Genomic DNA, 26,624 nt, shown 5'->3' with positions numbered 1-26,624 from the left:
CGCAGTTTACTGCACTTTCCTGAACGCAACCTTACGGAAATCAACGTCCGCGCAGGAACAGCTTGTCCAGCTCGTCGAGCCCCAGCTGCGTCCAGGTCGGCCGGCCGTGGTTGCACTGGCCGCTGCGCTCGGTCACTTCCATGTCGCGCAGCAGGCCGTTCATCTCCGGCAGCGTCAGGCGGCGATTGGCGCGCACGGCGCCGTGGCAGGCCATGGTGCCAAGCAGCTCGTTGAGATGCGCCTGGATGCGGTCGCTGGTGCCGTATTCCAGCAGGTCGGCGAGCACGTCGCGCACCAACTGGGTGGCCTCGGCCTGCTTGAGCAGCGCGGGAATCTGGCGGATTGCCAGGGATTCCGGGCCGAGCCGCTGCAATTCGAAGCCCAACCTGGAGAACCAGCTGCCGTGTTCCTCGGCACAGTCCGCCTCGCGTTCACTGACAGCAATGGACTCCGGCACCAGCAGCGGCTGGCCACGCAGGCCTTCACTGGCCATGGCGGTCTTCAGGCGCTCGTACATGATGCGCTCGTGGGCGGCGTGCATATCCACCAGCACCAGGCCGTGGGCGTTCTCCGAGAGGATGTAGATGCCCTTGAGCTGTGCCAGGGCATAGCCCAGCGGCGGCACGTCCTGGCTGCTTTCCGGCAGCGCTTGCGGCGCCTGGTCGGGCAGTGGGGCGAAATAGGCCTTGTAGGCGCCCTGGGCCTCCTGGATCGGCGGCATGTCCGGGCGCGTCGGCTGGTAGCTGTAGCCACCACCAGCGGAACCACCGGAAGACGCGCTCGGCTGCCAGGCACGCGCGGCGGCCGGGGCCTCCAGCACGGTCTCGGACAGGCGCATTTCGCCCTGCGGGCCGAACTCGCCGGCTTCCGCGCCGGTGGGGCGCGGCACGGTCAGGGTGGTCGCTCCCGGCGGCGCCAGCTGGTCGTCCGGACGCACTTCCGCCAGCGCCCGGTGCAGGGTGCCATAGAGGAAGTCGTGGACCATGCGGCTGTCGCGGAAACGCACTTCATGCTTGGTCGGGTGGACGTTGACGTCCACCACCGACGGATCGACCTCGAAGAACAGCACGAAGGTCGGATGACGGCCGTTGTACAGCACGTCGCGATAGGCCTGCCGCACGGCGTGGGCGACCAGCTTGTCGCGCACCATGCGGCCGTTCACGTAGAAGTACTGCAGGTCCGGCTGGCTGCGCGAGAAGGTCGGCAGACCGACCCAGCCCCACAGGTGCAGGCCGTTGCGCTCCACTTCGATGGGCATGGCCTGCTCGAGGAAGCCCGTGCTGCACACGGCACCTACGCGGCGGGCGCGGGAAGCCTCGTCCTTCGCCTCATGCAGCGAGAGGATGGTCTTGCCGTTGTGGCGCAGGTGGAAAGCCACGTCGAAGCGCGCCAGGGCCAGCCGCTTGATGACTTCCTGCAGATGATCGAATTCGGTCTTCTCGGCGCGCAGGAACTTGCGCCGCGCCGGGGTATTGAAGAACAGGTCGCGCACTTCGATGCTGGTGCCCACCGGGTGGGCCGCCGGCTTCACGGTGGACTCCATGTCGCGGCCCTCGACTTCCACCTGCCAGGCCTGTTCGGCGTCGGCGGTGCGCGAAGTCAGCGTCAGGCGCGAGACGGAGCTGATCGAGGCCAGCGCCTCGCCACGGAAGCCCAGGCTCATCACCCGCTCCAGGTCTTCCAGCTCGCGGATCTTGCTGGTGGCGTGGCGCGCCAGGGCCAGAGGCAGGTCGTCAGCGGGAATGCCGCTGCCATCGTCGCGCACGCGCAGCAGCTTGACGCCGCCCTGCTCGACTTCGACATCGATGCGTTTGGCACCGGCGTCCAGGCAGTTTTCCAGCAGTTCCTTGATGACCGAGGCGGGTCGTTCGACCACTTCGCCGGCAGCGATCTGGTTCGCCAGCCGCGGGGTCAGCAGCTGGATGCGGCGAACGTCACTCATTGCTGCGACGCCAGGGAGGTGCCCGGGATCTTCAGCACCTGACCAATCTTCAGCTCGTCGCTCTTGAGCGAGTTGGCGCTGCGGATCGAGGCCGTGCTGACGTCGAAGCGGCTGGCAACCATCGCCAGGCTGTCGCCACTGCGCACGACATACTCACGCGGGCCGGAAGCCAGCTGGCCGCCGTCACGCAGCGAGGCGATGTAAGTGCCCGGCGGCGGGGTCTGCACGAAGTACTGGCGCACGCCCGCGGCGATGGAACGCGCCAGCGCCTGCTGGTGCGAGCCGCTGGCCAGCTTGGCGGATTCGTTCGGGTTGGAGATGAAGCCGGTTTCCACCAGGATCGACGGAATGTCCGGGGACTTCAGCACCATGAAGCCGGCCTGTTCCACGCGGCGCTTGTGCAGCGGGGTGACGCGGCCGACGCTGGTCAGCACCTTGTGGCCGACGTCCAGGCTGGAAGACATGGTGGCGGTCATCGACAGGTCGAGCAGCACGCCGGCGAGCATCTTGTCCTTGTCGTCGAGGTTCACGCCGCCGTCGCCACCGATGAGGTCGGAGCGGTTTTCCGTGTCGGCCAGCCAGCGCGCGGTCTCGGAGGTGGCGCCACGGTCGGACAGGGCGAACACCGAGGCTCCGAAGGCGCTGCGGCTGGGCGCGGCGTCGGCGTGGATGGAGACGAACAGGTCCGCACCCTTCTTGCGGGCGATCACGGTGCGGTTGCGCAGCGGGATGAAGTAGTCGCCGGTCCGCGTCAGTTCGGCGCGGAAGCCCTTCATCTGGTTGATCTGCCGCTGCAGCTCGCGGGCAATCGACAGGGTGATGTTCTTCTCGTGCAGGCCGTTCGGACCGAGGGCGCCGGGGTCTTCACCGCCGTGGCCGGCGTCGATGGCAATCACGACGTCGCGCTTGCCGCCGCTGCTGGGCGCAGGAATCTTCGCCACCGACTGCGCAGGGCTGACCGGCGTGGCGGGCACGCTGGGCGTCGGCGTCGCGGGCACGTCCGGGGCGATATCGGCACCCTGGTCATAGAGGTCGACGACCAGGCGGTTGCCGTACTGCTGGTTCGGCGGCAGCACGAAGCTCTTGGGCGTGACCGCATTCTTCAGGTCCAGCACCAGGCGCAGGTCGGTGGGCGAGCGCTGGGCAGAGCGCATCGCGGTGATCGGCGTGTTGTTCAGCTTGAGCTTGTCGAGGGCGGCGGACATCTGCGCGCCGTTGATGTCGACGACGATGCGGTTGGGCGCACTCAGGGTGAACAGACTGTGCTGCACGGGACCGGACAGATCGAACACCAGGCGTGTGTTGTCCGGCGCGCGCCAGATGCGCACGCTCTTGATTTGCGTGGCGGCAGAAACCTCGCCGGCAAAGAATGCCAGCAGAACGGACACCCCGATAAACAACGCCCGAAGGCGCAACCCCCAACCCATCTTTTTTCTATGCTCCCGTGGCCAGGGCGGCACACCAGGCTTCGCCCCGTGTTCCGTGCGGGTCGAGGCGCAGCATGCGTCCGCCCGCATGCGGAACAATGGTAATGTCCATGTCGGCCTTTGGCAAAATGCCTTTGCCACGCTCCGCCCATTCGATCAGGCACAACGCATCGCCTTCGAAGTAATCGCGGATGCCGAGGAACTCCAGTTCCTCCGGATCGGCGAGGCGGTAGAGGTCGAAGTGGAAAGCACGCAGATCGCCGATTTCGTAGGGTTCGACCAGGGTAAAGGTCGGACTTTTTACCGATCCGCCATGGCCCAATCCCCGCAGAATGCCGCGCGACAGCGTGGTCTTGCCTGCCCCCAGGTCGCCGTGCAGGTAGATGACCCCGTGCCCACCGGTCGCTTTGGCAATCCGGCGGCCGAGATCGACCATGGCCTCTTCGCCGTCGGCGAACAGATTCAGTTCAGGCATGGGCACAACTCCTCGAGCAACTGACGAACGGCAGGAATCAGATCGGCGGCAGCCAGGCCGCGACCTTGCGTGCCGAGCGACTCGCCGGCGCGCGCGTGCAGCCAGACCGCCAGGCAAGCGGCATCGAAAGCCGGCAGCCCCTGCGCCAGCAGCGCACCGAGGATACCGGACAGCACATCACCCAGCCCGGCGCCCGCCATGGCGGGATGGCCGTGATCGCACAGCGACAGCCGGCCGTCCGGAGAAGCGACCAGGCTGCCGACGCCCTTGAGCACGGCCACGGCCTGATAGCGCTGCGCCAGGGCGCGCGCGGCTTTCGGCCGGTCGGCCTGGACCTCGGCCGTGGAAATACCCAGCAGACGCGCCGCCTCGGCCGGATGGGGAGTGATCACCCAGTCGCCGGACGGGCGAGCCACCCGTCCTTCGGCCAGCAGATTGAGCGCATCGGCGTCCCACACCTGTCGGCGCTCCAGGCTCGCTGCAGCGCTGACCAGCACGCGCCCCCAGCCTTCGCGGCCGACACCGGGGCCGACCACCAGCACATCGGCGCGCTCGGCGAGGCGCAATAACTCAGCAGAAGAGGAGACGCCGCGCGCCATCAGCTCAGGCCGGCGAGCCAGCGCAGCGGGTACATGGGCTGCGCGGGTCGCCAGGGAAACCAGCCCGGCGCCGCAGCGCAGCGCGCTCTCTGCGGCCAGCAGCACGGCGCCGCCCATGCCGGTATCGCCGCCGACCACCAGCGCGTGGCCGAACAGGCCTTTGTGCGCGGCCTTCGGGCGCGCAGCGAGAAGAGGCAGGGAAGCCGGAGCGAGTCGACGCGCCAGGCCGCTCTCGGGAAGCAGCGCAGGATCGGCATCGAGCCCGTCGAATACCAGTTCGCCGCACTGGTCGGGCCCCTGGGCGGTGAACAGGCCGAGCTTGAGGCCAATGAATGTCACGGTCAGGTCGGCGCTCACCGCGCAGCCCAACACTTGCCCGGTATCCGCGCTGAGGCCGGAAGGGATGTCCACGGCCAGGACCGGCAGACCGCTGGCGTTGATCGCCGCGATGGCCGAAGCATAGGGTTCGCGCACCTCGCCGCCGAGGCCGGTGCCCAGCAGCGCATCCACCAGCACGCCGCGCAGCTCGGCGCGGTCGCTCCAGGCTTCGATATCCACGCCGGCCGCGCGCGCCTCGCCATGGGCCGAGGCGGCGTCGCCAGAGAGGCGGGAGGCATCGCCCAGCGCCAGCACGCGTACGCGCCAACCGGCGCGCAGGGCCAGGGCGGCGACCAGGTAGCCGTCGCCGGCATTGTTGCCATGGCCGGCCAGCACGGTGACCTCGCCGGCATCCGGCCACTGGCGACGCAGCGCGCGCCAAGCAGCATGGGCAGCGCGGCGCATCAGCTCGAAGCCGGGCGTGCCGGCGGCAATCAGGCGCGCGTCGAGGTCGCGCACTTGCTGGGCGCTGTACAGATTCAGGGGCAGATCGTCGTGGGCAGTCATCGCTGTTCCGGGCGGCAGAATGTGTCGCCTTGGCGTACGGACGGGCCGACGCCGGCAAGGTCTGGCAGAATTATACGCACCCGGACTTCGGTTTCCCGCCTTCCATGCACGATTCAACGCTCGACTATGACGACCTCGCCCTCTCCATCAAGGACTGGGGGCGCGAACTCGGCTTCCAGCAGGTCGGCATCAGCGGGCTCGATCTCGAGTCCCACGGCGAGCACCTGCAACGCTGGCTGGAAGCGGGCTACCACGGCGAGATGGACTACATGGGCGCCCACGGCAGCAAGCGCTGGCGGCCGGACGAACTGGTCCCCGGCACCCTGCGGGTGGTGTCGCTGCGCATGGACTACCTGCCCGGCGACACGCACATGGCGCAGGTGCTGGGCGATGCCGAGAAGGCCTATGTCTCGCGCTACGCCCTGGGCCGCGACTACCACAAGCTGATCCGCAAGCGCCTGCAGCAACTGGCCGAGCGTATCCAGCAACGGATCGGGCCGTTCGGTTTCCGCGCCTTCGTCGACAGCGCGCCGGTGCTGGAGAAGGCCATTGCCGAGCAGTCGGGCCTGGGCTGGATCGGCAAGAACACCCTGGTGCTCAACCGCAAGGCCGGCAGCTACTTTTTCCTCGGCGAGCTGTTCACCGACTTGCCGCTGCCGGTGGATAAACCGCACGGCACGGAGCACTGCGGGCGCTGCTCGGCCTGCATGGACATCTGCCCCACCGCGGCCTTCGTAGCGCCCTATGTGCTGGATGCGCGGCGCTGCATTTCCTACCTGACCATCGAGTTGAAGGGCCCGATTCCCGTGGACCTGCGCCCGCTGATCGGCAACCGCGTGTTCGGCTGCGACGACTGCCAGATGGTCTGCCCGTGGAACCGCTTCGCCCGCGCCACCGACCAGGGCGACTTCCAGCCACGCCACAGCCTCGACAACGCTGCGCTGGCGGAGCTGTTCCTGTGGACGGAGGAGGAATTCCTCAGCCGCACCGAAGGCTCGCCGTTGCGGCGTGCCGGCTACGAGCGCTGGCTGCGCAACCTGGCCGTGGGGCTGGGCAATGCGCCATCGACCATCCCGGTGATCGAAGCACTGCGCGCGCGGCGGGAGTTCCCGTCGGAACTGGTGCGCGAGCATGTGGCGTGGGCGCTGGGCCGGCACGGCGCCTGAAGCTTTCCTGTAGGAGCGAGGGGGATGCCTAGTTCTTGCTCGCGAACACCTTCTGTCGCGGGGCTGGGTTCGCGAGCAAGCTCGCTCCTACAAAGAGCCAGCGGCTCAGACTTTGATGAAGTGCTCGCGGTAGTAACGCAACTCGGCGATGGACTCGCGGATGTCGTCCAGGGCCAGGTGGGTGTTGCCCTTCTTGAAGCCATCGCGCACCGAAGGCGCCCAGCGCGCGGCCAGTTCCTTGAGGGTGGAGACGTCCAGGTTGCGGTAGTGGAAGTAACCTTCCAGCTTCGGCATGTGGCGGTAGAGGAAGCGGCGATCCTGGCAGATGCTGTTGCCGCAGATCGGCGAGCTGCGCTTGGGCACCCACTTCTCCAGGAAGGCGAGGGTCATCGCTTCGGCTTCGGCCGCCGAGATAGTGCTTTCGCGCACGCGCTGGGTCAGGCCGGACTGGCCGTGCTGGCGGGTGTTCCACTCGTCCATGCCGGCGAGCAGCTCCTCGCTCTGGTGCACGGCGATTACCGGGCCTTCCTCGAGGATGTTCAGGTCACTGTCGGTGACGATGGTCGCCATTTCGATGATGACGTCCTTGTCCGGGTCCAGCCCGGTCATTTCCAAGTCGATCCAGATCAGGTTCTGCGGGTTCTGCATGATGGGGCTCCTCAGCTCAGCCCTCTAGTTTAGCGGGAAGCCGGCCTGCGCATGCTAAACTGCGGCGCGATTTTCCCTGTGGATACCCTATGGCCAAGCGTCACCTCACCCGCCGGCAGAGCTGGCGGATCGAAAAAGTCCAGGAAGAACGTGCTTCGCGCGCGGCAAAGCGCGAGTCACGCGCCCTGGAAGAACTGGAAGGCGGCGACCTCGGCCCGGAGCAGACCGGCCAGGTGATTGCCCACTTCGGTGTGCAGGTGGAAGTCGAGGCCCAGGACGGCGACGCCGCCGGCCAGGTATTCCGCTGCCACCTGCGCGCCAACCTGCCACCGCTGGTGACGGGCGACCAGGTGGTCTGGCGCCCGGGCAACCAGGGCATCGGCGTGATCGTCGCGCAGTTGCCACGCACCTCCGAGCTGCGCCGCCCGGACATGCGCGGCGTGCTCAAGCCGGTGGCGGCCAACGTCGATCGCATCGTCATCGTCTTCGCGCCGCGCCCCGAGCCCCACGCCAACCTGATCGACCGCTACCTGGTGGCCGCCGAACACGCCGGCATCAAGCCGCTGCTGCTGCTGAACAAGGCCGACCTGATCGACGAAGAGAATGCCCCCTTCCTCGACTCGCTGCTGGGCACCTACCGCGAGCTGGGCTATCCGCTGCTGGAAGTCTCGGCCGCCAACGGCCTGGCGCTGGACGCCCTGCGCGCCGCGCTGAACGAGCACGTCAGCGTGTTCGTCGGCCAGTCGGGCGTGGGCAAGTCGTCATTGGTGAACGCGCTGCTGCCGGGCGTCGACACCCGCGTCGGCGACCTCTCGGAGGTCACCGGCAAGGGCACCCACACCACCACCACCGCGCGGCTGTTCCACTTCCCCGCCGGCGGCGACCTGATCGACTCCCCCGGCATCCGCGAATTCGGCCTCGGCCATGTCAGCCGTGACGACGTGGAGGCGGGCTTCATCGAGTTCCACGACCTGCTCGGCCATTGCCGCTTCCGCGACTGCAAGCACGACCGCGAACCGGGCTGCGCGCTGCTCAAGGCGCTGGAGGACGGGCGTATTTCGCCGCAGCGGATGGCCAGCTACCGGCACATCCTCGCGAGCCTGCCGGAAGACGAGTACTAGACGAATACGCCAGACCTGTAGGAGCGAGCTTGTTCGCGAACAGCTTCTGCAGCGGGGCCGGTTCGCGAGCAAGCTCGCTCCTACAAAAAGCCCCTCGCCGATCCGAGGCGAAAACGTGAAGAAAAAGGCCAGCTGATCCGCTGGCCTTTTTCGTTTCCTACTGCTGCTTGTTCAGCTCGTCGAGTTTCAGCGTGCCGCCATCGTCGAACAGGTTGAGCTTCTGCTTGAGCTGCTCCGGCGGCAGCGGGTCGCCCTGCCCGGCTGCCGGCTTGGCCGGCGCGGCATTGGGCCCAGCCGGTGCTGCGGTGCCCGGAGCTGGCGGAGCCGCGCCGTCTGCAGGCTTGCCAGCCCCGCCGTCCTGCCCCTCGATGGCGCGCTGGGCCTTCTTGGTCAGGACGATGATGTCGATGCGACGGTTCACCGGATTCAGCGGCTGGTCGCGGTCGAACAGCGCCGAGGAGGCGTAGCCCACCACGCGCGCGATCTGGTCTTCCGGGTAGCCGCCGGCTTCCAGCGCGCGGCGCGCCGCGTTGGCGCGGTTGGCCGAAAGCTCCCAGTTGCCGAAGTCGCCATTGCCGGCGTAGGGCTTGGCGTCGGTGTGGCCGCTGATGCTTATCTTGTTCGGCACCTGCTGGATGGTCTCGGCCAGCGCCAGCAGGATGTCCTCGAAGTACGGCTGCAGGCGCGCACTGCCCAGGTCGAACATCGGCCGGTTGTCCGAATCGACGATCTGGATGCGCAGGCCGTCCTGGGTGATCTCGAAGAGGATCTGGTCCTTGAAGCGCTTCAGGGTCGGGTTCTCGTCGACCTTGTTCTGCAGTTCCTGCAGCAGCAGCTCCAGGCGCTCCTTCTCGACCTTCTCGGCGATGTCCTGTGCCTGCTGCTCGTTGACCTTGGCGTTCTCGTCCGGGTTGATCCGCGTCTCGTCGGCGTCCGGCTGGGCCTGGATCTGCGGATTCAGGGTCTTGTCCGGCGCCGGCGTCGGCGTGCCGCCCAGGTCGATGACGTAGGGGCTGGCACTCTCGGTGAAGCCGATGGGATCCTGGAAGTAGCCGGAGATGGCCTTCTTCTGTTCCGGCGTGGCCGAAGACAGCAGCCAGAGCACGAGGAAGAACGCCATCATGGCGGTGGCGAAGTCGGCGAAGGCGATCTTCCAGCCACCGCCATGATGGCCGGCGGCGTAGCGCTTGATGCGCTTGACGATGATCGGCTGGTTGTTATCCATGCGTCAGGCGACCTATCAGCGACCGCGAACGGCCTGCTCCAGCTCGCTGAAGCTCGGACGGTGCGCCGGCAGCAGCACCTTGCGGCCGAACTCCACGGCCAGCGAGGGCGGCATGCCGGAGGCGGACGCCACCAGGCAGGCCTTGATCGCTTCGTAGAGGTTCAGCTCTTCCTTGGCGTCGTGCTCCAGGGCGTTGGCCAGCGGGCCGACGAAGCCGTAGGCGGCAAGAATACCGAGGAAGGTCCCCACCAGCGCCGCGGCGACGTGGTGGCCGATCTCGGCCTGGCTGCCCTGGCCGAGCAGGGCCATGGTGATCACGATACCCAGTACCGCGGCGACGATACCGAAGCCCGGCAGGGCGTCGGCGACGCGGGTCACCGCATGCGCGGGGTGCTCGAGGTCTTCCTTGAGGCTGCCCAGTTCCATGTCGAACAGGCCCTCCAGCTCGTGGGGCGCCATGTTGCCCGAGGACATGATGCGCAGGTAATCACAGACGTAGGCCGTCATGCGGTCATCCTTGAGCACCGCGGGGTACTTGCTGAAGATCGGGCTGGCGGCCGGGTCCTCGACATCGGCCTCGATGGCCATCATGCCTTCGCGGCGGCTCTTGTTGAGCACTTCGTAAAGCATGCCCAGCACTTCCAGGTAAAAGGTGTGGGTGAAGCGGTTGCCGAACATCTTCGGCGCCTTCTTCAGCACGGTCATGAAGGTGCTGCCAGGGTTGGCCTGGAGGAAGGCGCCCAGCGCGGCGCCGCCGATGATCAGCACTTCGAACGGCTGGATGATGGCCGCGATCTTGCCGCCGGAGAGCATGTAGCCGCCGAGCACGCTACCCAGAATGACGATGATGCCGATGATTTTTGCCATGGGGACCGGACTGAAACTGTGAACAGAAAGGAGGCATGATTCCCGCCTCCCTGTTGTTATCGGAGATTTCGGGCAAGACTATAGGCCGAAAACACTAAAAACCAGTTCGGCGCCTCACGCATGCCTAAGCAAGTGCTTCATCCAGAGCGTCTCAAGGCCTGGCTAACCCAGCTGGAAGATCTGCCTTTGCCCGTTCCGCTGGAACAGCGCGATGACATTCGCCGGGCGCTGAACGACAGCCGCCGCTCGATCCGGGACATTTCCGAACTGCTGCAGGACGCGCCGACCCTGGCCTTTGCCATCCTGCGCGAGGCCAACCGCGCGCAGAGTGCACGGGACAATCCGGCGGAAAGCCTGGAGGTCGCCCTCAATCGCCTGGGCCTGTCCCGTGTCACTCAATTGCTCGACAGCCTGCCCGCGATGCCCGAGGCGCAGATGCCGCGAGCCCTGAGCCAATTGCTGCTGATCAGCCGCCATGCCATGCAGCAGGCGAGCGGCCTGTTCGCCAACCGCCTGGCGCGGCTCTGGCAGGAAATCCACTGGGGCAGCCTGTTCACCCTCGCGCCGCTGTGGGCGCTGGCCACCGCGAAGCCGGAGCTGATGGAGAACTGGCAGCGCCAGGTCTACGGCCTGGGCCGCTGCAGCAGCGAAGTCGAAGAGGAGCTGCTCGGCACTCCCCTGCTGCCCTTGTGTCGCGCACTGGCCGACAACTGGCGGCTGCCGGACTGGGTCGGCCAGGGCTACGCCCTGCTCAGCGACGACAAGCGCCTGCTGGTGCGCGCCCTGCACGTCGCCCACACCGAACACGAGCCGCTGGGCCAGCAGCAGCGCCTGGACGCCGATCCGGAACTGCAACGCTGGCTGACCCGCCCGGCCAACACCATCCTCCTGGCCAACAGCATCGCCATGGCCGCCCACCAGTCCTGGGGCGGCGTGCACATGCTGCGCTGGCAGCGCCTGACCAGCCTGTATCTGCAGATGCCGCTGGAAGAATTGCAGCAGACCGTCCACGGCCTCGCCGCGCAGAGCGCCCGCCGCCACGCCCGCCCACTGCTCTGGCACCCGGCGCAGGCGTTGCTCTGGCCCTGGGATGCGCGCCGCTGGCTCAACGGCCCGAAGGCCGAGGAGCCGGCCAAGGCGCCGGATACCCTCGCCGAATGGCGCCAGCACTGCACCCGCCTGATGCAGACGCCCAGCCCGTTCGGCAACGCCGTGCAATTGCTCGACTGCGCCAGCGACGCCCTGCAGGCCTGCGGGCTGCAACGCGGGATGATCCTGCTGGCCGACAAGGGCGGCAGCTGGCTGCAGGCGCGCCGGCACTTCGGCCTGGACGGCGAGATCGGCGACTTCAAGCTGGAAGTCGCCGCCAGCCCGGTGCTGCGCAAACTCCTGCAACAACCCGGACAACTGCGCCTGAGCCCGACCAACATGGCCGAGTTCTCGGCGCTGATTCCCGGCTCGCTGAAGGCGCTGCTGCCCAGTGAACACCTGCTGCTGCGCTCGCTGGGCAACGGCGCGCGGGTAGTCATGCTGGTCGTCTGCGACCGCAACGGCCGGCCGCTGGCGGACCTGCACGCCCAGGCCTTCGGCCGCACCGTGCAGTGCATCGAGCACGCGGTGAAGCAGATGGCGCGGGGTTCCTGATCCTTCGAAAGGTTTGCGCCCCGCCGCGTCCCCTTTAAACTAACCGCCCTCACGGGGTAGCCCAGGGCGCCTGCTCACGTTGCCTCCCCCCACCGTTCCCGCCGGGAGACTCCGACATGTCCGCCTTCTCCGCCCTGCCCCTGGTGATCGAACCGGCTGACCTCGCCAGCCGCCTCGACGCCCCCGAACTGATCCTGGTCGACCTGACCAGCGCCGCGCGTTATGCCCAGGGCCACATCCCCGGCGCCCGCTTCGTCGCCCCTGCGCGCACCCAGCTGGGCGGCACTCCGGCGCCCGGCCTGCTGCCGGCCAAGGCCGACCTGGAAGCGCTGTTCGGCGAACTGGGCCACCACCCCGATGCCGTCTATGTGGTCTACGACGACGAGGGCGGCGGCTGGGCCGGCCGCTTCATCTGGCTGCTGGATGTGATCGGCCACGACCAGTACCACTACGTCGACGGCGGCCTGCACGCCTGGCTCGCCGACGGCCTGCCGCTCTCCGAGGACGTCCCGGCGCCGGCCGGTGGCCCGCTGCCGCTGACCCTGCACGACGAACCCACCGCCACTCGCGAATACCTGCAGAGCCGACTGGGCGCCGCCGACCTGGCCGTCTGGGACGCCCGCAACCCCAGCGAGTACAGCGGCCAGAAAGTCCTCGCCGCCAAGGCCGGCCATGTGCCTGGCGCCGTCAATTTCGAATGGACCGCCGGCATGGACCCGGCCCGCGCCCTGCGCATCCGTACCGATATGCCGCAGATCCTTGAGGACCTGGGCATCACCAAGGACAAGGAAGTGATCACCCACTGCCAGACTCACCACCGCTCCGGCTTCACCTACCTGGTGGCCAAGGCCCTCGGCTATCCGCGGGTCAAGGGTTATGCCGGTTCCTGGTCGGAATGGGGCAACCATCCCGACACCCCCGTAGAGGTTTAAGGAATGTCGTTCAAAGATCGCCTGTTCATCCTCAGCCAGTACCTGCTGCCGCATCACCTGCTGTCGCGCCTGATCGGCTGCGCCGCGGAGTGCCGCGCGCCCTGGTTCAAGGACCGCCTGATTCCCTGGTTCGCCCGCCGCTATCGGGTGGACATGCGCGAAGCCCAGGTCGAGGACCTGCGTGCCTATGAGCACTTCAACGCGTTCTTCACCCGCGCCCTGAAAGACGGCGCCCGTCCGCTGGACGAAAGCGCAGGCGCGGTGCTCTGCCCCGCCGACGGCGCCATCAGCCAGCTCGGCCCGATCGAGCACGGCCGGGTGTTCCAGGCCAAGGGCCACAGCTACAGCCTGATGGAACTGCTGGGCGGCGACGCCGAGCGCGCCGCACCCTTCATGGGCGGCGAGTTCGCCACCGTCTACCTGTCGCCCAAGGACTACCACCGCGTACACATGCCGCTGGCCGGCACCCTGCGCGAGATGGTCTACGTGCCCGGCCGGCTGTTCTCGGTGAACCAGCTGACCGCCGAGCAAGTGCCGGAGCTGTTCGCCCGCAACGAGCGCGTGGTGTGCATCTTCGACACCGAGCGCGGGCCGATGGCCGTGGTGCTGGTGGGCGCGATGATCGTCGCCTCCATCGAAACCGTCTGGGCCGGCCTGGTCACGCCGCCCAAGCGCGAGCTGAAATCGTTCTCCTACGACGAAGCCTCCCGCGCGCCGATCCACCTGGAGAAAGGCGCCGAGCTGGGCCGCTTCAAGCTGGGCTCGACCGCCATCGTGCTGTTCGGCCCCGAGCAGGTCAGCTGGGCGGAAAACCTCGCCGCCACCAGCGCCGTGCGCATGGGCGAGCGCCTGGGTGGCGCGCGCCAGGGCTGACGCCCACTCTTATAAGGCGGGCGGCCAACGAGCCGCCCGCCAACGTTTTTCGCCTCATCGTGCCAGTTCCCTGCCATGAAACGCTTTCTGCACCTGATGGGCTGGCGTGCCAACGCCACCAGCCATCTCGAGAAATGGCTCTCCGCAATCGGAGCGCTGTGCGGCATCGCCGTCATCTACGCCGTCACCCACTGGGTCCTGCCCAGCGAAGCGGCCATCTGGGTCGTCGCCTCCATGGGCGCCAGCGCCGTACTGCTGTTCGCCGTTCCCCACGGTGCGCTGTCGCAGCCCTGGGCGGTACTTGGCGGCCAGGTCCTCTCGGCCATTGTCGGGGTGATCTGTCAGAAACTCTTTCCTGACCAGCCCTTCACCCCCGCCCTCGCCGTGGGCGCGGCGATCCTGGTCATGCACTACGCGCGTTGCATCCACCCGCCAGGCGGCGCCACCGCACTGGCCGCAGTCTCCGGCGGCCCGGCCGTGACCGCGCTGGGCTTCCACTACGTGCTCAGCCCGGTGCTGCTCAACGTGGTGCTGATCCTCGCCGTCGCCGTGCTGTTCAACGGGCTGTTCGCCTGGCGCCGCTACCCCGCGCCGCTGGCACGCCTGCCAGATTCGCCGAGGCTGCCGGCCGGCCCTTCCCCGGAAGACCTCTACCACGCGCTGCGCAAGATGGATTCGTTCATCGACGTGCAGTTCGACGACCTGCTGAAAATCCTCCAGCTGGCCCAGGAGCACGCCCAGGCGCAGCGCCTGACGCCGGAAGACATCCTGCTCGGCGCCAGCTACAGCAACGCTCTGAGCGGCGACGCCTGGGCCGTGCGCCAGGTGATCGACGACCACCCGGACAAACGTGGCCGCCAGGACCAGGTGGTCTACAAGGTGGTGGCCGGCGCCGGCAAGGGCAACACCGGCGTGTGCCGGCGCCAGGACCTGCTCGACTGGGCCGCCCATCCGGTGATCGCCCAGGGCGACGGCTGGGTGCGCAGCACCGCGCAGGACTCGGCGAAGAACGCCCTGCAACGACAGATCACAGGCGAAACGCCGCTGGCGTGACCTGTCCGCGCACCATCCGGGCGATGGGCTGCGGCGGGCGACGGATGCTGCTAGAGTTCGGAAAAAGCCGACAGTTATGACCAACCGGTTCGTACAACGAACCGGCTTGTGGAGAAACCATTCCCACCATGGACAACAGTCCCCAGCAGTTTCTACGCGTCCCCACACCGACGCACGAGAGCCTGAGCTTCTGCAACGCCAACACGCGCGAGCTGAAAAACTGGCTGGATCACCTGCCCAAGGCCAACCTCGGTGAAACGGCCCGCCAGCTCTACCAGGGGCTGATCGAACTCAACCAGCTCAAGCTGCCGGTCGAGACGCGCCTGCAATTGCTGGAACTGTTCCGCCCGGAAGTGCATTTCGTCTGCCATAACCTGGAGCGTCACTTCCTCAACCAGTCCATCGTCCTGGACGAGCGCCCGCGCAAGGTCGCCAACCTCTGCCAGGCACTGCAGAACCACCTGGCCATCGGCTACAAGCTGATTGTCGTGCGCGAAGCCTCGCGCTTCACCCGCGAGCGCGCCCAGGTCATGACCGCCGCCATCCAGCGCGCCATCCGCAGCCTCTGCGGGCCGCTGGTGCGCGCCTCGCAGCTGTACTGCCCGGTGCCGGAAAACCTCTGGCTGGAACTCCACCAGCTCTACCAGCTGGCCCGCCAGCACGGCCTGCAACACACCCCGGTGCGCGATGCACTGGCCCGCCAGGCCCAGGGGCTGTCCATCGAGCAGTCCTACCTGGTGGCGCTGATGCTCGGCTCGGCGCGCTGCAACCAGATGCGCCAGAACAACATCGCCCGCGTCGCCGAAGTCCTCGAAGGCTGGGCCGCGCAGGTGAAAGTGCAGGCCGCCGATGCGCCCTCCACCCTGTTCGTGGTGGTGCCGCAGGTAGATGGCCCACCGCGCTACCGCACCCTGTTCAAGGAAAGCGACCTCGCCGGCAGCCTGGGCATCGACCCGCAACCGCTGGTGGACGCGATCCGCGAATACCTGCTGCTGCCGCCGGAAAACCGCGCACAGGCGCGCCTGAAGGTGCCCGAGGGCGTCAGCGTCGACCTGCTGCAGCACCTCGCCGCCGCCTGGGGCGACATCGCCGAACGCACCTTCCACCGCACCCCCGGCCAGGGCCAACTGACCCTGTGCATCGGCATGAGCGCCCTGCATTACTTCCTCGCCGGCCGCAAGAACTTCAATGACCTGCTGAAAATCCAGGTGCAGGAGCAGGTACCGACCTTCAAGGCCGACGTGAAAGATGCCTGGTCCGGCGCCTTCGATGCGCAGAAGGTCAACGACTGGCAACCCGGCATGCCGCTCGAGGAGATCGAATACACCGCGCCACGTACAGCCGAAGACGCCAGCCTCGGCCTGGGCGCCGCAGCGGAAATCCCGCGCGACGACTACCCGGTTTACACGCTGAGCATCGTCAACCACAGCCCCGGCGGCTACTGCCTGACCTGGCCGAAGGACATCCCCAGCCAGCTGCAGGCCGGCGAGATCCTCGGCATCCAGGACACCCCGGAGCACAGCTGGAGCGTCGCCGTGGTGCGCTGGATCCGCCAGGTCCGCGGCGGCGGCACGCAGATGGGTATCGAACTGATCGCCCCGCTCGCCCAGCCCTGCGGCCTGCAACTGCTGCGCAAGACCGAGCAGGGCAGCCAGTACCTGCGCGCCCTGCTGCTGCCGGAGATCGCCGCGATCTCCCGCCCGGCCACCGTCATCACCCCGCGCCTGCCGTTCCAGGAAGGCAATCGCGTGCAGCTCAACCTGCAGGGCGACGAGCGCCGCGCCACCCTGACGCGCAAGGTCACCGCCACCGCCAGCTTCACCCAGTTCGAATACCAGGCACAGGATGCAGCCGGCGCGCCGAGCGATAAGCCCATCACAGCCACGAATGCTCGCGGCGCTGGCGGGGAGGAAGACTTTGACTCGCTGTGGAAGTCTCTGTAGATTCCGGAGGATTCCCTTTCGTCGCCTTTTTGCTGCCGTCCAGCACGGTATAAGCAGCCTTCCTCATGGCCAATGAAAAGAAAACCATCCGCCTGCTGATCCTGGAAGACTCGCAGAACGAAGCCGAGCGCCTGGTCAGCCTGTTCCGCAACGCCGGTCGTGCGACCCGCGTCCACCGCATCACCTCCAGTGAAGACCTGACGGACATCCTGCCCCAGGGCTGGGACCTGCTGATCGCCGCCCCGGAAGCCGAAGCGCTGGACCCCAGCGAAGCGCTGGGCGCCATTCGCCGCCAGGCCAAGGACATTCCCTTCATCCAACTGGTCAGCGGCACTGATTCCGATGCCGTGACCGAGGCCCTGGCCCTCGGCGCGCAGGATGCCCTGCCGCAAGGCGAGGACGAGCGCCTGATCCTGGTGGCCAACCGCGAGCTGGCCAACCTCGAGGAACGCCGTGCCCGCCGCTCCGCCGAAGTCGCCCTGCGCGAAGCGGAGAAGCGCTGCCAGTTGCTGCTGGACAGCTCGGTGGACGCCATCACTTACGTCCACGACGGCATGCACATCTACGCCAACCGCGCCTATGTCGGCCTGTTCGGCTACGAGGACGCCGAGGAACTGGAAGGCATGCCGATGATCGACCTGATCGCCGGCTGCGACCAGGCCAACTTCAAGGACTTCCTCAAGGGCTATCAGACCACCGAGGACAACGCCGACCTCGCCTGCAGCGGCATCCGCAGCGACGGCCAGGCCTTCGCCGCGCGCATGACCTTCTCGCCCGCCACCTATGACGGCGAGCCATGCATCCAGGTAGTGATCCGTGCCGAGTCCGACAACGCCCAGCTCGAGGAAAAACTCCGCGAAGTCAGCAGCCAGGACCTAGTCACCGGCCTGTACAACCGCGCCCACTTCCTCGACCTGATGGACAGCGCCGTTGAACGCGCAGTGACCGCCGGCCAGCCGGCCACCTTCGCCTACATGCAGCTCGACCGCGCGCAGGCGTTGCAACTGGACCTGGGCGTCGCCAGCATCGACCTGCTGCTGGCGGACCTGGGCAACCTGCTGCGCGGGCAGTTCCCCGAGCCGGCCCAGTTGGCGCGCCTGAGCGACGACGTGTTCGCCGTGCTGCTGCCGGGCGAAGCCCCGGAGCACTCCGCACCCCGCTTCAATTCGCTGCTCAAGAAGATCGAAGGCCACCTGTTCGACATCCATGGCCGCACCGCACAGGTCACCCTGTCCATCGGCACGGCCGGGCTGGACGAAAAGACCACCCGCGCCCAGGAAGTCATCGAACGCGCCCACCGCGGCGCCGACGAGGTCGCACAGAAGAACGGCAACGGCCTGAAGGTCTTCAACCCGGCCGATGAACTGGCCGCCGCCGCCTACCGCGGGGATATCAGCGCGATCATCCGCCAGGCGCTGGAGCAGAACAGCTTCCGCCTGCTGTTCCAGCCGATCATCAGCCTGCGCGGCGACACCCACGAACACTATGAAGTACTGCTGCGCCTGCTCAACCCGCAGGGCGAGGAAGTGCCACCGGCAGACTTCCTCAACGCCGCCAAGGCCAGCGGCCTGGCCGAGAAGATCGACCGCTGGGTGCTGCTCAACTCCATCAAGCTGCTCTCCGAGCACCGCGCCAAGGGGCACGAGACCAAACTCTTCGTGCACCTCTCCAGTTCGAGCCTGCAGGACCCGGAACTGCTCCCGTGGCTGAGCGTGGCACTCAAGGCCTCGCGCCTGCCGGCCGACGCACTGATCGTGCAGATCAGCGAACCGGACGCCATCGCCTTCCTGCGTCAGGCCAAGGTGCTGAGCCAGGGCCTGGCCGAGCTGCACTGCCAGATCGCGCTCTGTCAGTTCGGCTGCGCGCTCAACCCGTTCAACACGCTCAAACACATGAACGTCGACTTCGTGAAGGTCGACGGCTCCTACGTGCAGGACCTGAACGTCCCGGAGAACCAGGAAAACCTCAAGACCCTGATGGCCAGCCTGCACGCCCAGGCCAAGCTGACCATCGTCCCCATGGTGGAAAGCGCCACCGCGCTGGCCACCCTGTGGCAGGCCGGCGCCAACTACATCCAGGGCCGCTACCTGCAGGGCCCCAGCCAGGCGATGGACTACGACTTCGCCTCGGACGAGTAAGCGAATGCTCCGGCATCAGGGGTGATCCATCGCGGACCAGAGTCCGCTCCTACCCCCGGCCTGGGCGTAGGAGCGGACCCTGTCCGCGATCGGATTCGCTTTACGCCAAGCCATCCAGAACATGCGAAAACAAAAAAGCCGCCCTTCGGGGCGGCTTTTTCATTCTGCTGCGGATCAGAGACCGTCCACACCTTCGCGGTCACGGAAGCCGAGCAGGTACAGGATGCCATCCAACCCGAGGGTGGAGATCGCCTGCTTGGCCGACTGCTTGACCAGCGGCTTGGCACGGAAGGCCACGCCCAGGCCGGCCAGGCCCAGCATCGGCAGGTCGTTGGCACCATCGCCCACGGCAATCGTCTGCTCCAGTTGCAGGCCTTCCTTAGCCGCCAGCTCACGCAGCAGGTCGGCCTTGCGCTGGGCGTCGACGATGGGCTCGATGGCCACGCCGGTCAGCTGGCCGTCGACGATCTGCAGCTCGTTGGCGAACACATAGTCGATGCCCAGCTTCGCCTGCAGTTGCCTGGCGAAGTAACTGAAGCCACCGGAGAGGATGGCGGTCTTGTAACCCAGGCGCTTGAGCTCGGCGAACAGGGTTTCGGCGCCTTCGGTCAGGCGCAGCGAGGCGCCGATCTCTTCCAGCACGTCCTCGGAGAGACCCTGCAGCAGCGCCAGGCGCTCCTTGAAGCTGGCGCGGAAGTCCAGCTCACCGCGCATGGCACGCTCGGTGATCTCGGAAACCTGCTCGCCGACGCCGGCGGCCTTGGCCAGCTCGTCGATCACTTCGGCCTCGATCAGCGTCGAGTCCATGTCGAACACCGCCAGGCGACGATTGCGGCGGAACACCGAGTCCTGCTGGAAGGCAATGTCGACGTTCAGCTCCTGGGCCACGCTGAGGAACTCGGCGCGCAGGGCCACCGGATCGGCAGGCTCACCACGCACGGAGAACTCGATGCAGCCCTTGCCTTTGTCGGCCGGCATATCCAGCGGCATGCGTCCGGACAGGCGATCGATCTGGTCGATGTTCAGGCCGTACTTGGCGGTGATCGAGCTGACCCGCTGCAACTGCTCGGCGGTCACCCGGCGAGTCAGCAGGGTGACGATGTGGCGGGGCTTGCCCTGGCCACCGACCCACTGGCGGTAGTCGTCTTCCGAGACCGGCGTGAAGCGCACCTGCTGGTCGAGCTCGTAGGCCGTGAACAGCACGTCCTTGAGCACCGACGAGGCCCGCTCGTTATCCGGGATTTCCACCAGGATGCCGAAGGACAGGGTGTCGTGGATCACCGCCTGGCCGATATCGAGGATGTTCACGCCACCCTGCGCCAGTACGCCGGTAATGGCCGCGGTGAGGCCGGGGCGGTCTTCCCCGGTGATGTTGATCAGGACGATCTCGCGCAAGGCGCTGTCTCCGCCATGGAAAAAAGGCGGTCATTCTACCTGCTTTCACTGCCTGCGGATGCTCCGCTCGCCCACCGGCGAAGACGGCACCGCCGATCGGAATGCACGGCAGATCGACACGCCGCGCAGACTTTCGCCGCCTTGACAGCGCCTGCGGCGCTTTGCCCCCCGGTAGGGCCTCGTTATACTGCCCCGCATCTGCCCTAGAGAAGACCGAGCCCGCTGTGACCCGGCCCACCTCCGTCAAGCCCGACAATTTCTTCCTGCTGCTCTTCCACGCCCTGCGCCAGCGCCGCGTGCCGATTGCCCTGCGCATCGCTGTCCACAGCTTGCTGCTGGTGGCCACGGCCCTGGTGATCTACGCCTGCGTGATGGGCCTGCAGTTCAAGCAGGCCATGCAGCAGCAGGCCGACGCCCTCGGCCAGAGCCTGACCACGCAGACCGCGCAGTCGGCCACCGAGTTGCTGGTGTCCAACGACATCCTCAGCCTCAACGTGCTGCTCAACAACCTGACCAAGAACCCGCTGGTGGCCCACGCGGCCATCTACAGCGTGGACAACCGCATCCTTGCCGAATCCGGCACGCGGCCCAAGCAGGGCCTGCTGGGGGACGCCGAAGGCCTGTACTCCACGCCCATCACCTTCCAGGAGGTGATCGCCGGCCACCTGCGCATCAGCCTCGACATGCACCAGTTCGAGCAGCCGATGACGGTCAGCCTGCAGAGCATGGGCCTCATCAGCCTGATCCTGCTGCTGCTCACCCTGACCTTCGGCCTGCGCCTGGGGCGGCAGATTTCCACACCCCTGTTACAACTTCGCGTCTGGCTGCGCGATCCGGACGACAGCGCGCCGGGCGCCGGCCTGCAGAACGAGATCGGCGACCTCGCCCGCCAGCTGCAAGCTCGCCTGGCGCCAGAGAAGCCGCCGGCCCCCGAGCCGGTGGCCAGCGCCCCCGCGCCGCGCCCGAAAGCCCCGGCCAAGGCTGGCAAGCCCGCCGCCAGGGAGCCGGTACTGGAAGCAAGCGACGCCACTGACGAACACGAATTCGACGAGAACATCTTCTCCGACGACGAACTGCTCACCCCCGCCGCGCGCCGCAAGGCCGACGCGGACGAAGACTTCCCCGAGGAAGAGTTCGAGGCAGTGGCGGAAGAGGAAGCCGAAGACGAGATCGGCGTCGAAGAGGAAGAGCCCGAAGCCGAGCCGGAGCCGGTTTCCGCCGGCACCAGCGCCGTGCTGGCCGTACAACTGGGCGCCCAGGAACAGCTGCGCCGCCTGCCACGCGCCCGCCTGGTCGACCTGCTGCAGCGCTACCGCGACTGCCTGGAGCAGGCCGCGCGCCTGTACAAGGGCACGCTCTACACCCTCAGCGACGGTGGCAGCCTGATCCTCTTCCACAGCCGCGACCAGGACGAGGAATTCCTCACCAACGCCCTGTGCTGCGGCGAGCTGATGCGCGCCCTGGGCCATGCCCTGCAGATCGAAGTGGCCGACAGCGGTATTACCCTGCAACTGCAACTGGGCCTGGTGCTGGGCGAAGACGTCGCCGACCTGGAACAGGCCGAACTGCTGCAGGACGCTTCCGCCCAGGATGCCCTGGCCCTGAGCCAGCACAGCCGCAACCTGCTGCTGGTGGAGAAGTCCATCGGTGACGATGAAAAAGTCCGCGAGCGTGCACGTATTCGTCCTATCGCCAGCCCGGAAAATGCCTGCTGCGTGGAATGGCTGAAGGAACCCTATCCTTCCATGCTCGAACGCCAGCTCTCGCGCATGCGTGCCCTGCGCACGACCTGACCCCCCAATAGAAAGAGAGGGGGCCGCCTGGCCCCTCGTGGAAAGGATTCCATGACCACCCTGATCACCCACCCCCTGCCCGCACTCGCCGTGGGCCTTGCGCTCGGCTTGCGCCGCATCCCGCCGCGCCTGCTGCTGGCCGGCATGCTCGCCGCCTGCCTGCCCGACCTCGATGTGGTCGCCTTCAAGCTGGGCATTGCCTACAACGACGCCTTCGGCCATCGCGGCTTCAGCCACTCCCTGCTGTTCGCGGCGTGCATGGGGGTGCTCGGGGCGCTGTGCTGCCGCCTGCTGGGCAGCGGCCCGCTGAAGGCCGGCCTGTGGGTGGGGCTCGCCACCGCCTCCCACAGCGTGCTGGATGCAATGACCGACGGTGGACTGGGCGTTGCCTGGTTCTGGCCGTGGAGCGACCAGCGCTACTTCCTGCCGCTGCACCCCATCGAAGTCTCGCCCATCGGCCTGTCGCGCTTCCTCAGCCCGCGCGGGCTGGAGGTGCTGATCTCCGAGGCGCGCTGGGTCTGGCTGCCCTGCCTGGGCGTGGCGCTGGCTGGAATCGGCCTGCGCCGCGCGCTGCGTCGGAGCGCCTGACTCAGCGCTTGCCCAACTGCACCTGGAGTTGTTCCAGCAGGGGAGCTTGCGTGCTCTTCAAAGGCAGCTGCGCGCTGTAGCCCTGGAAGCTGCTGAACCGCGCCTGGTAATCCAGTTCGACCTGGAAGCGGTTGTCCCAGCCAGGCGAGTCCTCCGGCATCAGTTGATCGCAATCATGCAGGGCCTGTGGCGTCGCGCAGGGCTTGTAAGCCTGCGGGTAGACCTGGCGCTTCCACAGCACCCAGGGCGACAACGACAAACCGGCGAGGCTGTTGCGCCGCAGGTCCAGTTCCAGAAGTTGCAGCAGGCCGTTACCGCCCAGGTACTGGTGCTGGTAGTCGACCATCACCATGTCCACGCTGTGCCCCTGGTCGTTGAGCATCCGCGTGTGCGCCGCCCCATCGGCATGGGCGTTCAGGGTGAGGAATACCTGGTCGTTACAGCGAATCAGCCGGTCCCATAACAGCGCGCCGCTGGCGTTGTCTTCCCGGGACAGCTCCGCCACGCCGGCAGCGCTGCGCCGCAGGATACTGTGCGAGGCGAGGATCACCGGCACATGGGGATGCTCGTCGATGACGCTCTGCGCCCACACCAGGGTGGCCTCGGAGGGGCTCCAGTCCAGCGCCAGCAGCAGGAACGACTGACCGTAGCGCTGGAACAGGTGCACCTGGCTCAGGCCCTTGGGGTCGCTGCCGACGTAGGTGCTCTGCCAAGCGGCGCGCTCGGGGCCGAAATGATCCGCGAAGCGGTCGAGGAAGGAGCGACGATCATCCGTGCTGGCCTCCTCGTGCACGTCACGCTCGCCCGTGGCAATGCTGTAGGGCACGCCGCGCTCCTCCAGCGTACGCATGGCGCCACTGGCGGTCTGCCACTGGGTGGCAACGCCGGCGTTTTCCACCACGTCGCCCAGGTGCACCACCATCGGGACCTGCAGCACCTCGGCGTACCTGGCCAGCCAGAAGGTCTGCGCGAAAAACGCCAGCGCCGGCTGGTACGGCAGGTCGGGGAAGCGTTGCTCGCTGCGGAACAGGTGGCGCTTGCGGTGGTTGTTCTCCGCGTAGAACTGGGTATCGGGCAGCAAGGGCAGTACGAAGCTGCCGCCGCCGGACACGATTTCCAGCGGTGGCAACGGGTGCTGGCGGAAGAACGCCTGGTCCCGCTCGACCACATCCTGGGTATCGGAATCGCCGCAGCCGCCCAGCAGGAGGCAGCAGGCAAGCAGGGGTGTCAGTGCTTTCATCACGGCTTGTTGCCCACTCCGGGAAGGCGCAGCAGGCGGAAGGTGTCCTTGTCGAAACTGCCCTCGAACAACAGCTGGGAGGCCGCCGGCAGGGTGGCGGCAATGCGCTCGGCATCGCGCGCCTGGATCATCAGGTAGAACGGGCCGCCCTGCGCCGCCAACTGCTCAGGGCGATCGAGGAACCGGGGCTTCAAGTCGCGGTCGAGGTTGACCATCAGCTTGATCGCCTGCGCGTCCGGCGCCATGCCGTAGAGCACCAGCGGTGCGGGCTGTGCGTCGAGTTGGCGGAGCACTTCGCGGGAGAACGCCTGGCTGTCGTACAGACGGTGCTCCATCGGCTCGAAGACCAGGATGTAGCTGGCCCACAGCGCGAGCGCAGCACCCAGCGCCAGTGCTGCCGGCTGCCGCCAGCGCAGCGCGCCAAGAACCAGCAGCGCGGCGAGCACCACGATGCACACCGGCAAGCGCCATCCCAGCGCGGCAAGCTCCTGCGGATAACGCTTCCAGGCCAGCCACAAACCCGCTAGCAGCAGGACCGGCAAGACCAGCCACAGCACTCGCTGCAAGCCGCGAAGCCCCTGCGCCAGGCGGCTGCCGGCGACCATGAACGGATAGCTGGCAACAATGGCGGCCAGCGGCGCCAGCACGATGATGTAGCGGGCCTTCTTGGCCTGCGGCACCGACAGGCCGGCCATGACCACCAGCGCCGCCAGGGCGCAGCCTGCCACCAGACGGAACGCCGGCTCGCGACGACGCTGCCAGAGCAGCGCCAGCGCCGGCAGCGCAAGCGGGAAGGCCAGCGCATAGTTGCCCAGGGAACTGCGGAAGTAATACAGGGCATCGCTGGAGCCGGCGGAGCCGTCCAGACGACCGATCACCTGCATCTGCAGGACGTCCTGGACGAAAGCTTCGCCACCCGCCGAGCGCGCCAGGGCGATCAGCACAAAGACGCAGAGAATCAGCAGCGCCAGCGCACTCGCCGAGAAGGCGAACAGCGGCTTCCAGCGCCGGTCCAGCAGCAACTGGCTGCACACCATGCCCGCCGGCACCACCAGCCCCAGCGGGCCGCGCAGCGCGAAACCGGCCAGCAGCAACGGCAGCAGACGCAGCAGCAGGCCCGGCACGCCATGGCGTTCGGCGTGGAAGGCGACATAGAAGGCCAGCAGGCCGACGGCAGCCACCATCAGGTCAAGGGACACGGCTCGCGTTTCGCTGACGAAGGTGGCGGTCAGCAGCAGCGACGCCACGCTGACCAGCGCCCAGGAGCGCGAGAACGGAGCCACCAGTCGATACACAACGCCGGTGCAGATCGCCCCGGCGAGCGCAGTGGGCAGCCACGCGGTGAATTCGGTGACCCGGCCCAGCGGCAGCGACAGCAAATAGGTCAGGAAGGTCGAGGTCCCCGGATAATCCGGATAGGGCGCGCCGTAGGTGGTCGGGAACCAGCTCGGCCCATGGCGCAGCATTTCGCGCGCGAACAGCACGAAGCGCGAGTCGAAGCCGACGAAGGCATCGCCCTGCACACCGAGCAGGAACAGCACCAGCGCCGCCAGCATCACGCAAAGCGTCTGACGACTCAGGGCGGATTCCGCCTGAACACCGGGAATTTGAGGGAGTGAAGACACGCGCGAGTCTCTCGCAGGTTCCGCGCGGAAAACGTCCGGGCGCCATTAACCTGCACAAGCGCCCGTAGATACCACAGGGGCCGTCAAGAAGATGTCAAAACCGGCCACGGCAGAAGCAAAACGGCCCGCAAAGCTACGCTCTGCGGGCCGCGAATGCTGCGATCGCGCGGATCGGCCTAGAAGCGGTAGACCTCGACATCGGTGCGGATCGGCACCACCAGCGGGATCTTCGGCCCTTCTTCCTTGGGCTTGGCCGCCTGCTCGGTATTGGCCACTGCCGGCTTGCGCGGCGGCGCCGCCTGCTGCTCGGCAACCGCCGCGGCAACCGGACGCACGTCACGGGCCAGCTGCACGGACAGCTTGCGCAGCAGGTCGCCTTGCGCACGCACCTGGTCCTGCACGCTACCCGAATGCGCCTCTTCCTCGCGGAAGACGCGGCTGTCGCGCAGTTCGCCCTTCTGGTCGAGCAGGCGCCAGCGCGCCTCCAGCACTGCCGGCTCCTTGGGGCCGGAGTCCAGGCGACTGATGGTCAGCATGACCTGAACCTGCGGGGTGAAGCCGGGCTTCTCCGGGAACAGCGCCAGGCGGGTGCTGTCCAGCTCGCCCGAGAGCAGGCGCATCAGCTGCTGGCTGACGTTGGTCTCGAGGCTGCCGGCCCAGCGGGCTTCGGTAGACAAGTTGAGGATACCGTCGGCCTGGCGCTGGACCATGGTCTCGCGCTTCAGGTAATCGGCCAGGGACACCGGGCCGAGCAGAACAGCGACGCCGTTGTCACGGGTCGGGACAGGAACCGCGCCCGCGTCCAGCTGGTACAACTGGGTCGGTCGATTCACTGTACAGCCCGTCAGCCCAAGGAGGCTGACGAGGGAAAATAAGGCCAAGACGCGCCAAGCGCTCATCTGGTTCACCGTCATTCGCCGAAAATCGGCGCTACTTCCAACAAATTTCACTACAGCGTCAGGCAATACGCCGAGGCGCCAGTAGCCAAAGGGACGTATCATCCCTCAACCGGCGCCTCAGCTCCAGAGGCAGAATGTATCGAACC

At 67.2% G+C, this 26,624-nt stretch carries 21 protein-coding genes; 10 read left to right on the top strand and 11 right to left on the bottom strand.

Features of this window, described 5'->3' with window-relative positions:
* Positions 1-40: 40 nt before the first annotated feature.
* Genes mutL through UB43_RS23975 form a run of 4 tightly spaced genes read right to left on the bottom strand, consistent with a single transcriptional unit; the run spans position 41 to position 5,328 of the window.
* Positions 41-1,942, bottom strand: coding sequence for a DNA mismatch repair endonuclease MutL (gene mutL, locus UB43_RS23990; RefSeq protein ID WP_045216222.1), 1,902 nt, complete (start codon positions 1,940-1,942; stop codon positions 41-43).
* Positions 1,939-3,369, bottom strand: coding sequence for an N-acetylmuramoyl-L-alanine amidase AmiB (amiB, locus tag UB43_RS23985; protein WP_081515529.1), 1,431 nt, complete (start codon positions 3,367-3,369; stop codon positions 1,939-1,941). Before amiB ends, mutL begins: the two co-directional genes overlap by 4 nt.
* Before the next feature lie 7 nt (positions 3,370-3,376).
* Positions 3,377-3,844: a tRNA (adenosine(37)-N6)-threonylcarbamoyltransferase complex ATPase subunit type 1 TsaE gene (gene tsaE, locus UB43_RS23980; protein WP_045216218.1), complete on the bottom strand. Its 468-nt coding sequence runs from the start codon at positions 3,842-3,844 to the stop codon at positions 3,377-3,379.
* Positions 3,832-5,328, bottom strand: a complete 1,497-nt coding sequence (locus UB43_RS23975; protein ID WP_045216216.1) for a bifunctional ADP-dependent NAD(P)H-hydrate dehydratase/NAD(P)H-hydrate epimerase — start codon at positions 5,326-5,328, stop codon at positions 3,832-3,834. Before UB43_RS23975 ends, tsaE begins: the two co-directional genes overlap by 13 nt.
* Before the next feature lie 104 nt (positions 5,329-5,432).
* On the opposite strand from UB43_RS23975, the gene queG reads away from it, so the two are divergent.
* Positions 5,433-6,494, top strand: coding sequence for a tRNA epoxyqueuosine(34) reductase QueG (gene queG / locus UB43_RS23970; protein ID WP_045216906.1), 1,062 nt, complete (start codon positions 5,433-5,435; stop codon positions 6,492-6,494).
* 105 nt (positions 6,495-6,599) lie between these two features.
* On the opposite strand, the gene orn is transcribed toward queG, so the two are convergent.
* The gene (orn, locus tag UB43_RS23965; RefSeq protein ID WP_045216214.1) at positions 6,600-7,142 is read right to left on the bottom strand and encodes an oligoribonuclease; all 543 of its coding nucleotides are present in this window, start codon (positions 7,140-7,142) and stop codon (positions 6,600-6,602) included.
* 89 nt (positions 7,143-7,231) lie between these two features.
* On the opposite strand from orn, the gene rsgA reads away from it, so the two are divergent.
* Positions 7,232-8,263, top strand: coding sequence for a small ribosomal subunit biogenesis GTPase RsgA (gene rsgA, locus UB43_RS23960; protein WP_045216212.1), 1,032 nt, complete (start codon positions 7,232-7,234; stop codon positions 8,261-8,263).
* Positions 8,264-8,420: 157 nt separating this feature from the next.
* On the opposite strand, the gene motB is transcribed toward rsgA, so the two are convergent.
* Together motB and motA are read right to left on the bottom strand one after the other, a co-directional pair.
* On the bottom strand, positions 8,421-9,488 hold the full coding sequence (gene motB, locus UB43_RS23955; RefSeq protein WP_045216210.1) for a flagellar motor protein MotB: 1,068 nt from the start codon (positions 9,486-9,488) through the stop codon (positions 8,421-8,423).
* 15 nt (positions 9,489-9,503) lie between these two features.
* Entirely contained in the window at positions 9,504-10,355 is an 852-nt protein-coding gene (motA, locus tag UB43_RS23950) for a flagellar motor stator protein MotA (RefSeq protein WP_045216208.1), read from the bottom strand.
* Between the two features lie 120 nt (positions 10,356-10,475).
* Between motA and UB43_RS23945 the strand changes: the two genes are divergently transcribed.
* From UB43_RS23945 to UB43_RS23920, 6 genes are all read left to right on the top strand, one after another.
* The gene (locus tag UB43_RS23945) at positions 10,476-11,999 is read left to right on the top strand and encodes an HDOD domain-containing protein (protein ID WP_045216205.1); all 1,524 of its coding nucleotides are present in this window, start codon (positions 10,476-10,478) and stop codon (positions 11,997-11,999) included.
* 116 nt (positions 12,000-12,115) lie between these two features.
* Positions 12,116-12,931, top strand: a complete 816-nt coding sequence (gene rhdA / locus UB43_RS23940) for a thiosulfate sulfurtransferase (RefSeq protein ID WP_045216203.1) — start codon at positions 12,116-12,118, stop codon at positions 12,929-12,931.
* 3 nt (positions 12,932-12,934) lie between these two features.
* Positions 12,935-13,804, top strand: a complete 870-nt coding sequence (gene asd / locus UB43_RS23935; RefSeq protein WP_045216201.1) for an archaetidylserine decarboxylase — start codon at positions 12,935-12,937, stop codon at positions 13,802-13,804.
* 75 nt (positions 13,805-13,879) lie between these two features.
* Positions 13,880-14,857: an HPP family protein gene (locus tag UB43_RS23930; protein WP_045216199.1), complete on the top strand. Its 978-nt coding sequence runs from the start codon at positions 13,880-13,882 to the stop codon at positions 14,855-14,857.
* A gap of 128 nt (positions 14,858-14,985) precedes the next feature.
* Positions 14,986-16,800 (top strand): hypothetical protein, encoded by a 1,815-nt coding sequence (locus tag UB43_RS23925; protein WP_045216196.1) that lies wholly within the window; start codon positions 14,986-14,988, stop codon positions 16,798-16,800.
* A gap of 65 nt (positions 16,801-16,865) precedes the next feature.
* Positions 16,866-18,938, top strand: a complete 2,073-nt coding sequence (locus UB43_RS23920) for an EAL domain-containing protein (RefSeq protein ID WP_045216194.1) — start codon at positions 16,866-16,868, stop codon at positions 18,936-18,938.
* A gap of 174 nt (positions 18,939-19,112) precedes the next feature.
* On the opposite strand, the gene serB is transcribed toward UB43_RS23920, so the two are convergent.
* On the bottom strand, positions 19,113-20,333 hold the full coding sequence (gene serB, locus UB43_RS23915; protein WP_045216192.1) for a phosphoserine phosphatase SerB: 1,221 nt from the start codon (positions 20,331-20,333) through the stop codon (positions 19,113-19,115).
* 224 nt (positions 20,334-20,557) lie between these two features.
* Between serB and UB43_RS23910 the strand changes: the two genes are divergently transcribed.
* Both UB43_RS23910 and UB43_RS23905 read left to right on the top strand, forming a co-directional pair.
* Positions 20,558-22,126, top strand: coding sequence for an AhpA/YtjB family protein (locus UB43_RS23910; protein WP_045216189.1), 1,569 nt, complete (start codon positions 20,558-20,560; stop codon positions 22,124-22,126).
* A 51-nt stretch (positions 22,127-22,177) separates the two neighbouring features.
* The gene (locus tag UB43_RS23905) at positions 22,178-22,714 is read left to right on the top strand and encodes a metal-dependent hydrolase (protein ID WP_045216186.1); all 537 of its coding nucleotides are present in this window, start codon (positions 22,178-22,180) and stop codon (positions 22,712-22,714) included.
* A 1-nt stretch (position 22,715) separates the two neighbouring features.
* On the opposite strand, the gene UB43_RS23900 is transcribed toward UB43_RS23905, so the two are convergent.
* The 3 genes from UB43_RS23900 to UB43_RS23890 all read right to left on the bottom strand — a co-directional run bounded on the left by UB43_RS23900 (position 22,716) and on the right by UB43_RS23890 (position 26,478).
* Complete coding sequence (locus UB43_RS23900; RefSeq protein WP_045216183.1) at positions 22,716-23,954, bottom strand: calcineurin; 1,239 nt, start codon at positions 23,952-23,954, stop codon at positions 22,716-22,718.
* Positions 23,954-25,510 (bottom strand): glycosyltransferase family 39 protein, encoded by a 1,557-nt coding sequence (locus UB43_RS23895; protein ID WP_045216181.1) that lies wholly within the window; start codon positions 25,508-25,510, stop codon positions 23,954-23,956. The genes UB43_RS23900 and UB43_RS23895 overlap by 1 nt, the downstream gene beginning before the upstream one ends.
* A gap of 245 nt (positions 25,511-25,755) precedes the next feature.
* Positions 25,756-26,478: a membrane integrity-associated transporter subunit PqiC gene (locus UB43_RS23890; RefSeq protein ID WP_045216904.1), complete on the bottom strand. Its 723-nt coding sequence runs from the start codon at positions 26,476-26,478 to the stop codon at positions 25,756-25,758.
* Positions 26,479-26,624: the final 146 nt, after the last annotated feature.

The sequence above is a fragment of the Pseudomonas sp. 21 genome, assembly GCF_000955805.1.
In the GTDB taxonomy this organism is placed as follows: domain Bacteria; phylum Pseudomonadota; class Gammaproteobacteria; order Pseudomonadales; family Pseudomonadaceae; genus Pseudomonas.
The sequence above is the reverse complement of the archived record's forward strand: the minus strand, read 5'-3'. Positions and strand labels throughout refer to the sequence as shown.

Coding starts and splice junctions, on each gene's coding strand:
- mutL (WP_045216222.1), bottom strand. CDS start 1,942: ATGAGTGACGTTCGCCGCATCCAGCTGCTGACCCCGCGGCTGGCGAAC.
- amiB (WP_081515529.1), bottom strand. CDS start 3,369: ATGGGTTGGGGGTTGCGCCTTCGGGCGTTGTTTATCGGGGTGTCCGTT.
- tsaE (WP_045216218.1), bottom strand. CDS start 3,844: ATGCCTGAACTGAATCTGTTCGCCGACGGCGAAGAGGCCATGGTCGAT.
- UB43_RS23975 (WP_045216216.1), bottom strand. CDS start 5,328: ATGACTGCCCACGACGATCTGCCCCTGAATCTGTACAGCGCCCAGCAA.
- queG (WP_045216906.1), top strand. CDS start 5,433: ATGCACGATTCAACGCTCGACTATGACGACCTCGCCCTCTCCATCAAG.
- orn (WP_045216214.1), bottom strand. CDS start 7,142: ATGCAGAACCCGCAGAACCTGATCTGGATCGACTTGGAAATGACCGGG.
- rsgA (WP_045216212.1), top strand. CDS start 7,232: ATGGCCAAGCGTCACCTCACCCGCCGGCAGAGCTGGCGGATCGAAAAA.
- motB (WP_045216210.1), bottom strand. CDS start 9,488: ATGGATAACAACCAGCCGATCATCGTCAAGCGCATCAAGCGCTACGCC.
- motA (WP_045216208.1), bottom strand. CDS start 10,355: ATGGCAAAAATCATCGGCATCATCGTCATTCTGGGTAGCGTGCTCGGC.
- UB43_RS23945 (WP_045216205.1), top strand. CDS start 10,476: ATGCCTAAGCAAGTGCTTCATCCAGAGCGTCTCAAGGCCTGGCTAACC.
- rhdA (WP_045216203.1), top strand. CDS start 12,116: ATGTCCGCCTTCTCCGCCCTGCCCCTGGTGATCGAACCGGCTGACCTC.
- asd (WP_045216201.1), top strand. CDS start 12,935: ATGTCGTTCAAAGATCGCCTGTTCATCCTCAGCCAGTACCTGCTGCCG.
- UB43_RS23930 (WP_045216199.1), top strand. CDS start 13,880: ATGAAACGCTTTCTGCACCTGATGGGCTGGCGTGCCAACGCCACCAGC.
- UB43_RS23925 (WP_045216196.1), top strand. CDS start 14,986: ATGGACAACAGTCCCCAGCAGTTTCTACGCGTCCCCACACCGACGCAC.
- UB43_RS23920 (WP_045216194.1), top strand. CDS start 16,866: ATGGCCAATGAAAAGAAAACCATCCGCCTGCTGATCCTGGAAGACTCG.
- UB43_RS23905 (WP_045216186.1), top strand. CDS start 22,178: ATGACCACCCTGATCACCCACCCCCTGCCCGCACTCGCCGTGGGCCTT.
- UB43_RS23900 (WP_045216183.1), bottom strand. CDS start 23,954: ATGAAAGCACTGACACCCCTGCTTGCCTGCTGCCTCCTGCTGGGCGGC.
- UB43_RS23895 (WP_045216181.1), bottom strand. CDS start 25,510: ATGCTGGCGGCGCTGGTGCTGTTCCTGCTCGGTGTGCAGGGCGATGCC.
- UB43_RS23890 (WP_045216904.1), bottom strand. CDS start 26,478: ATGAGCGCTTGGCGCGTCTTGGCCTTATTTTCCCTCGTCAGCCTCCTT.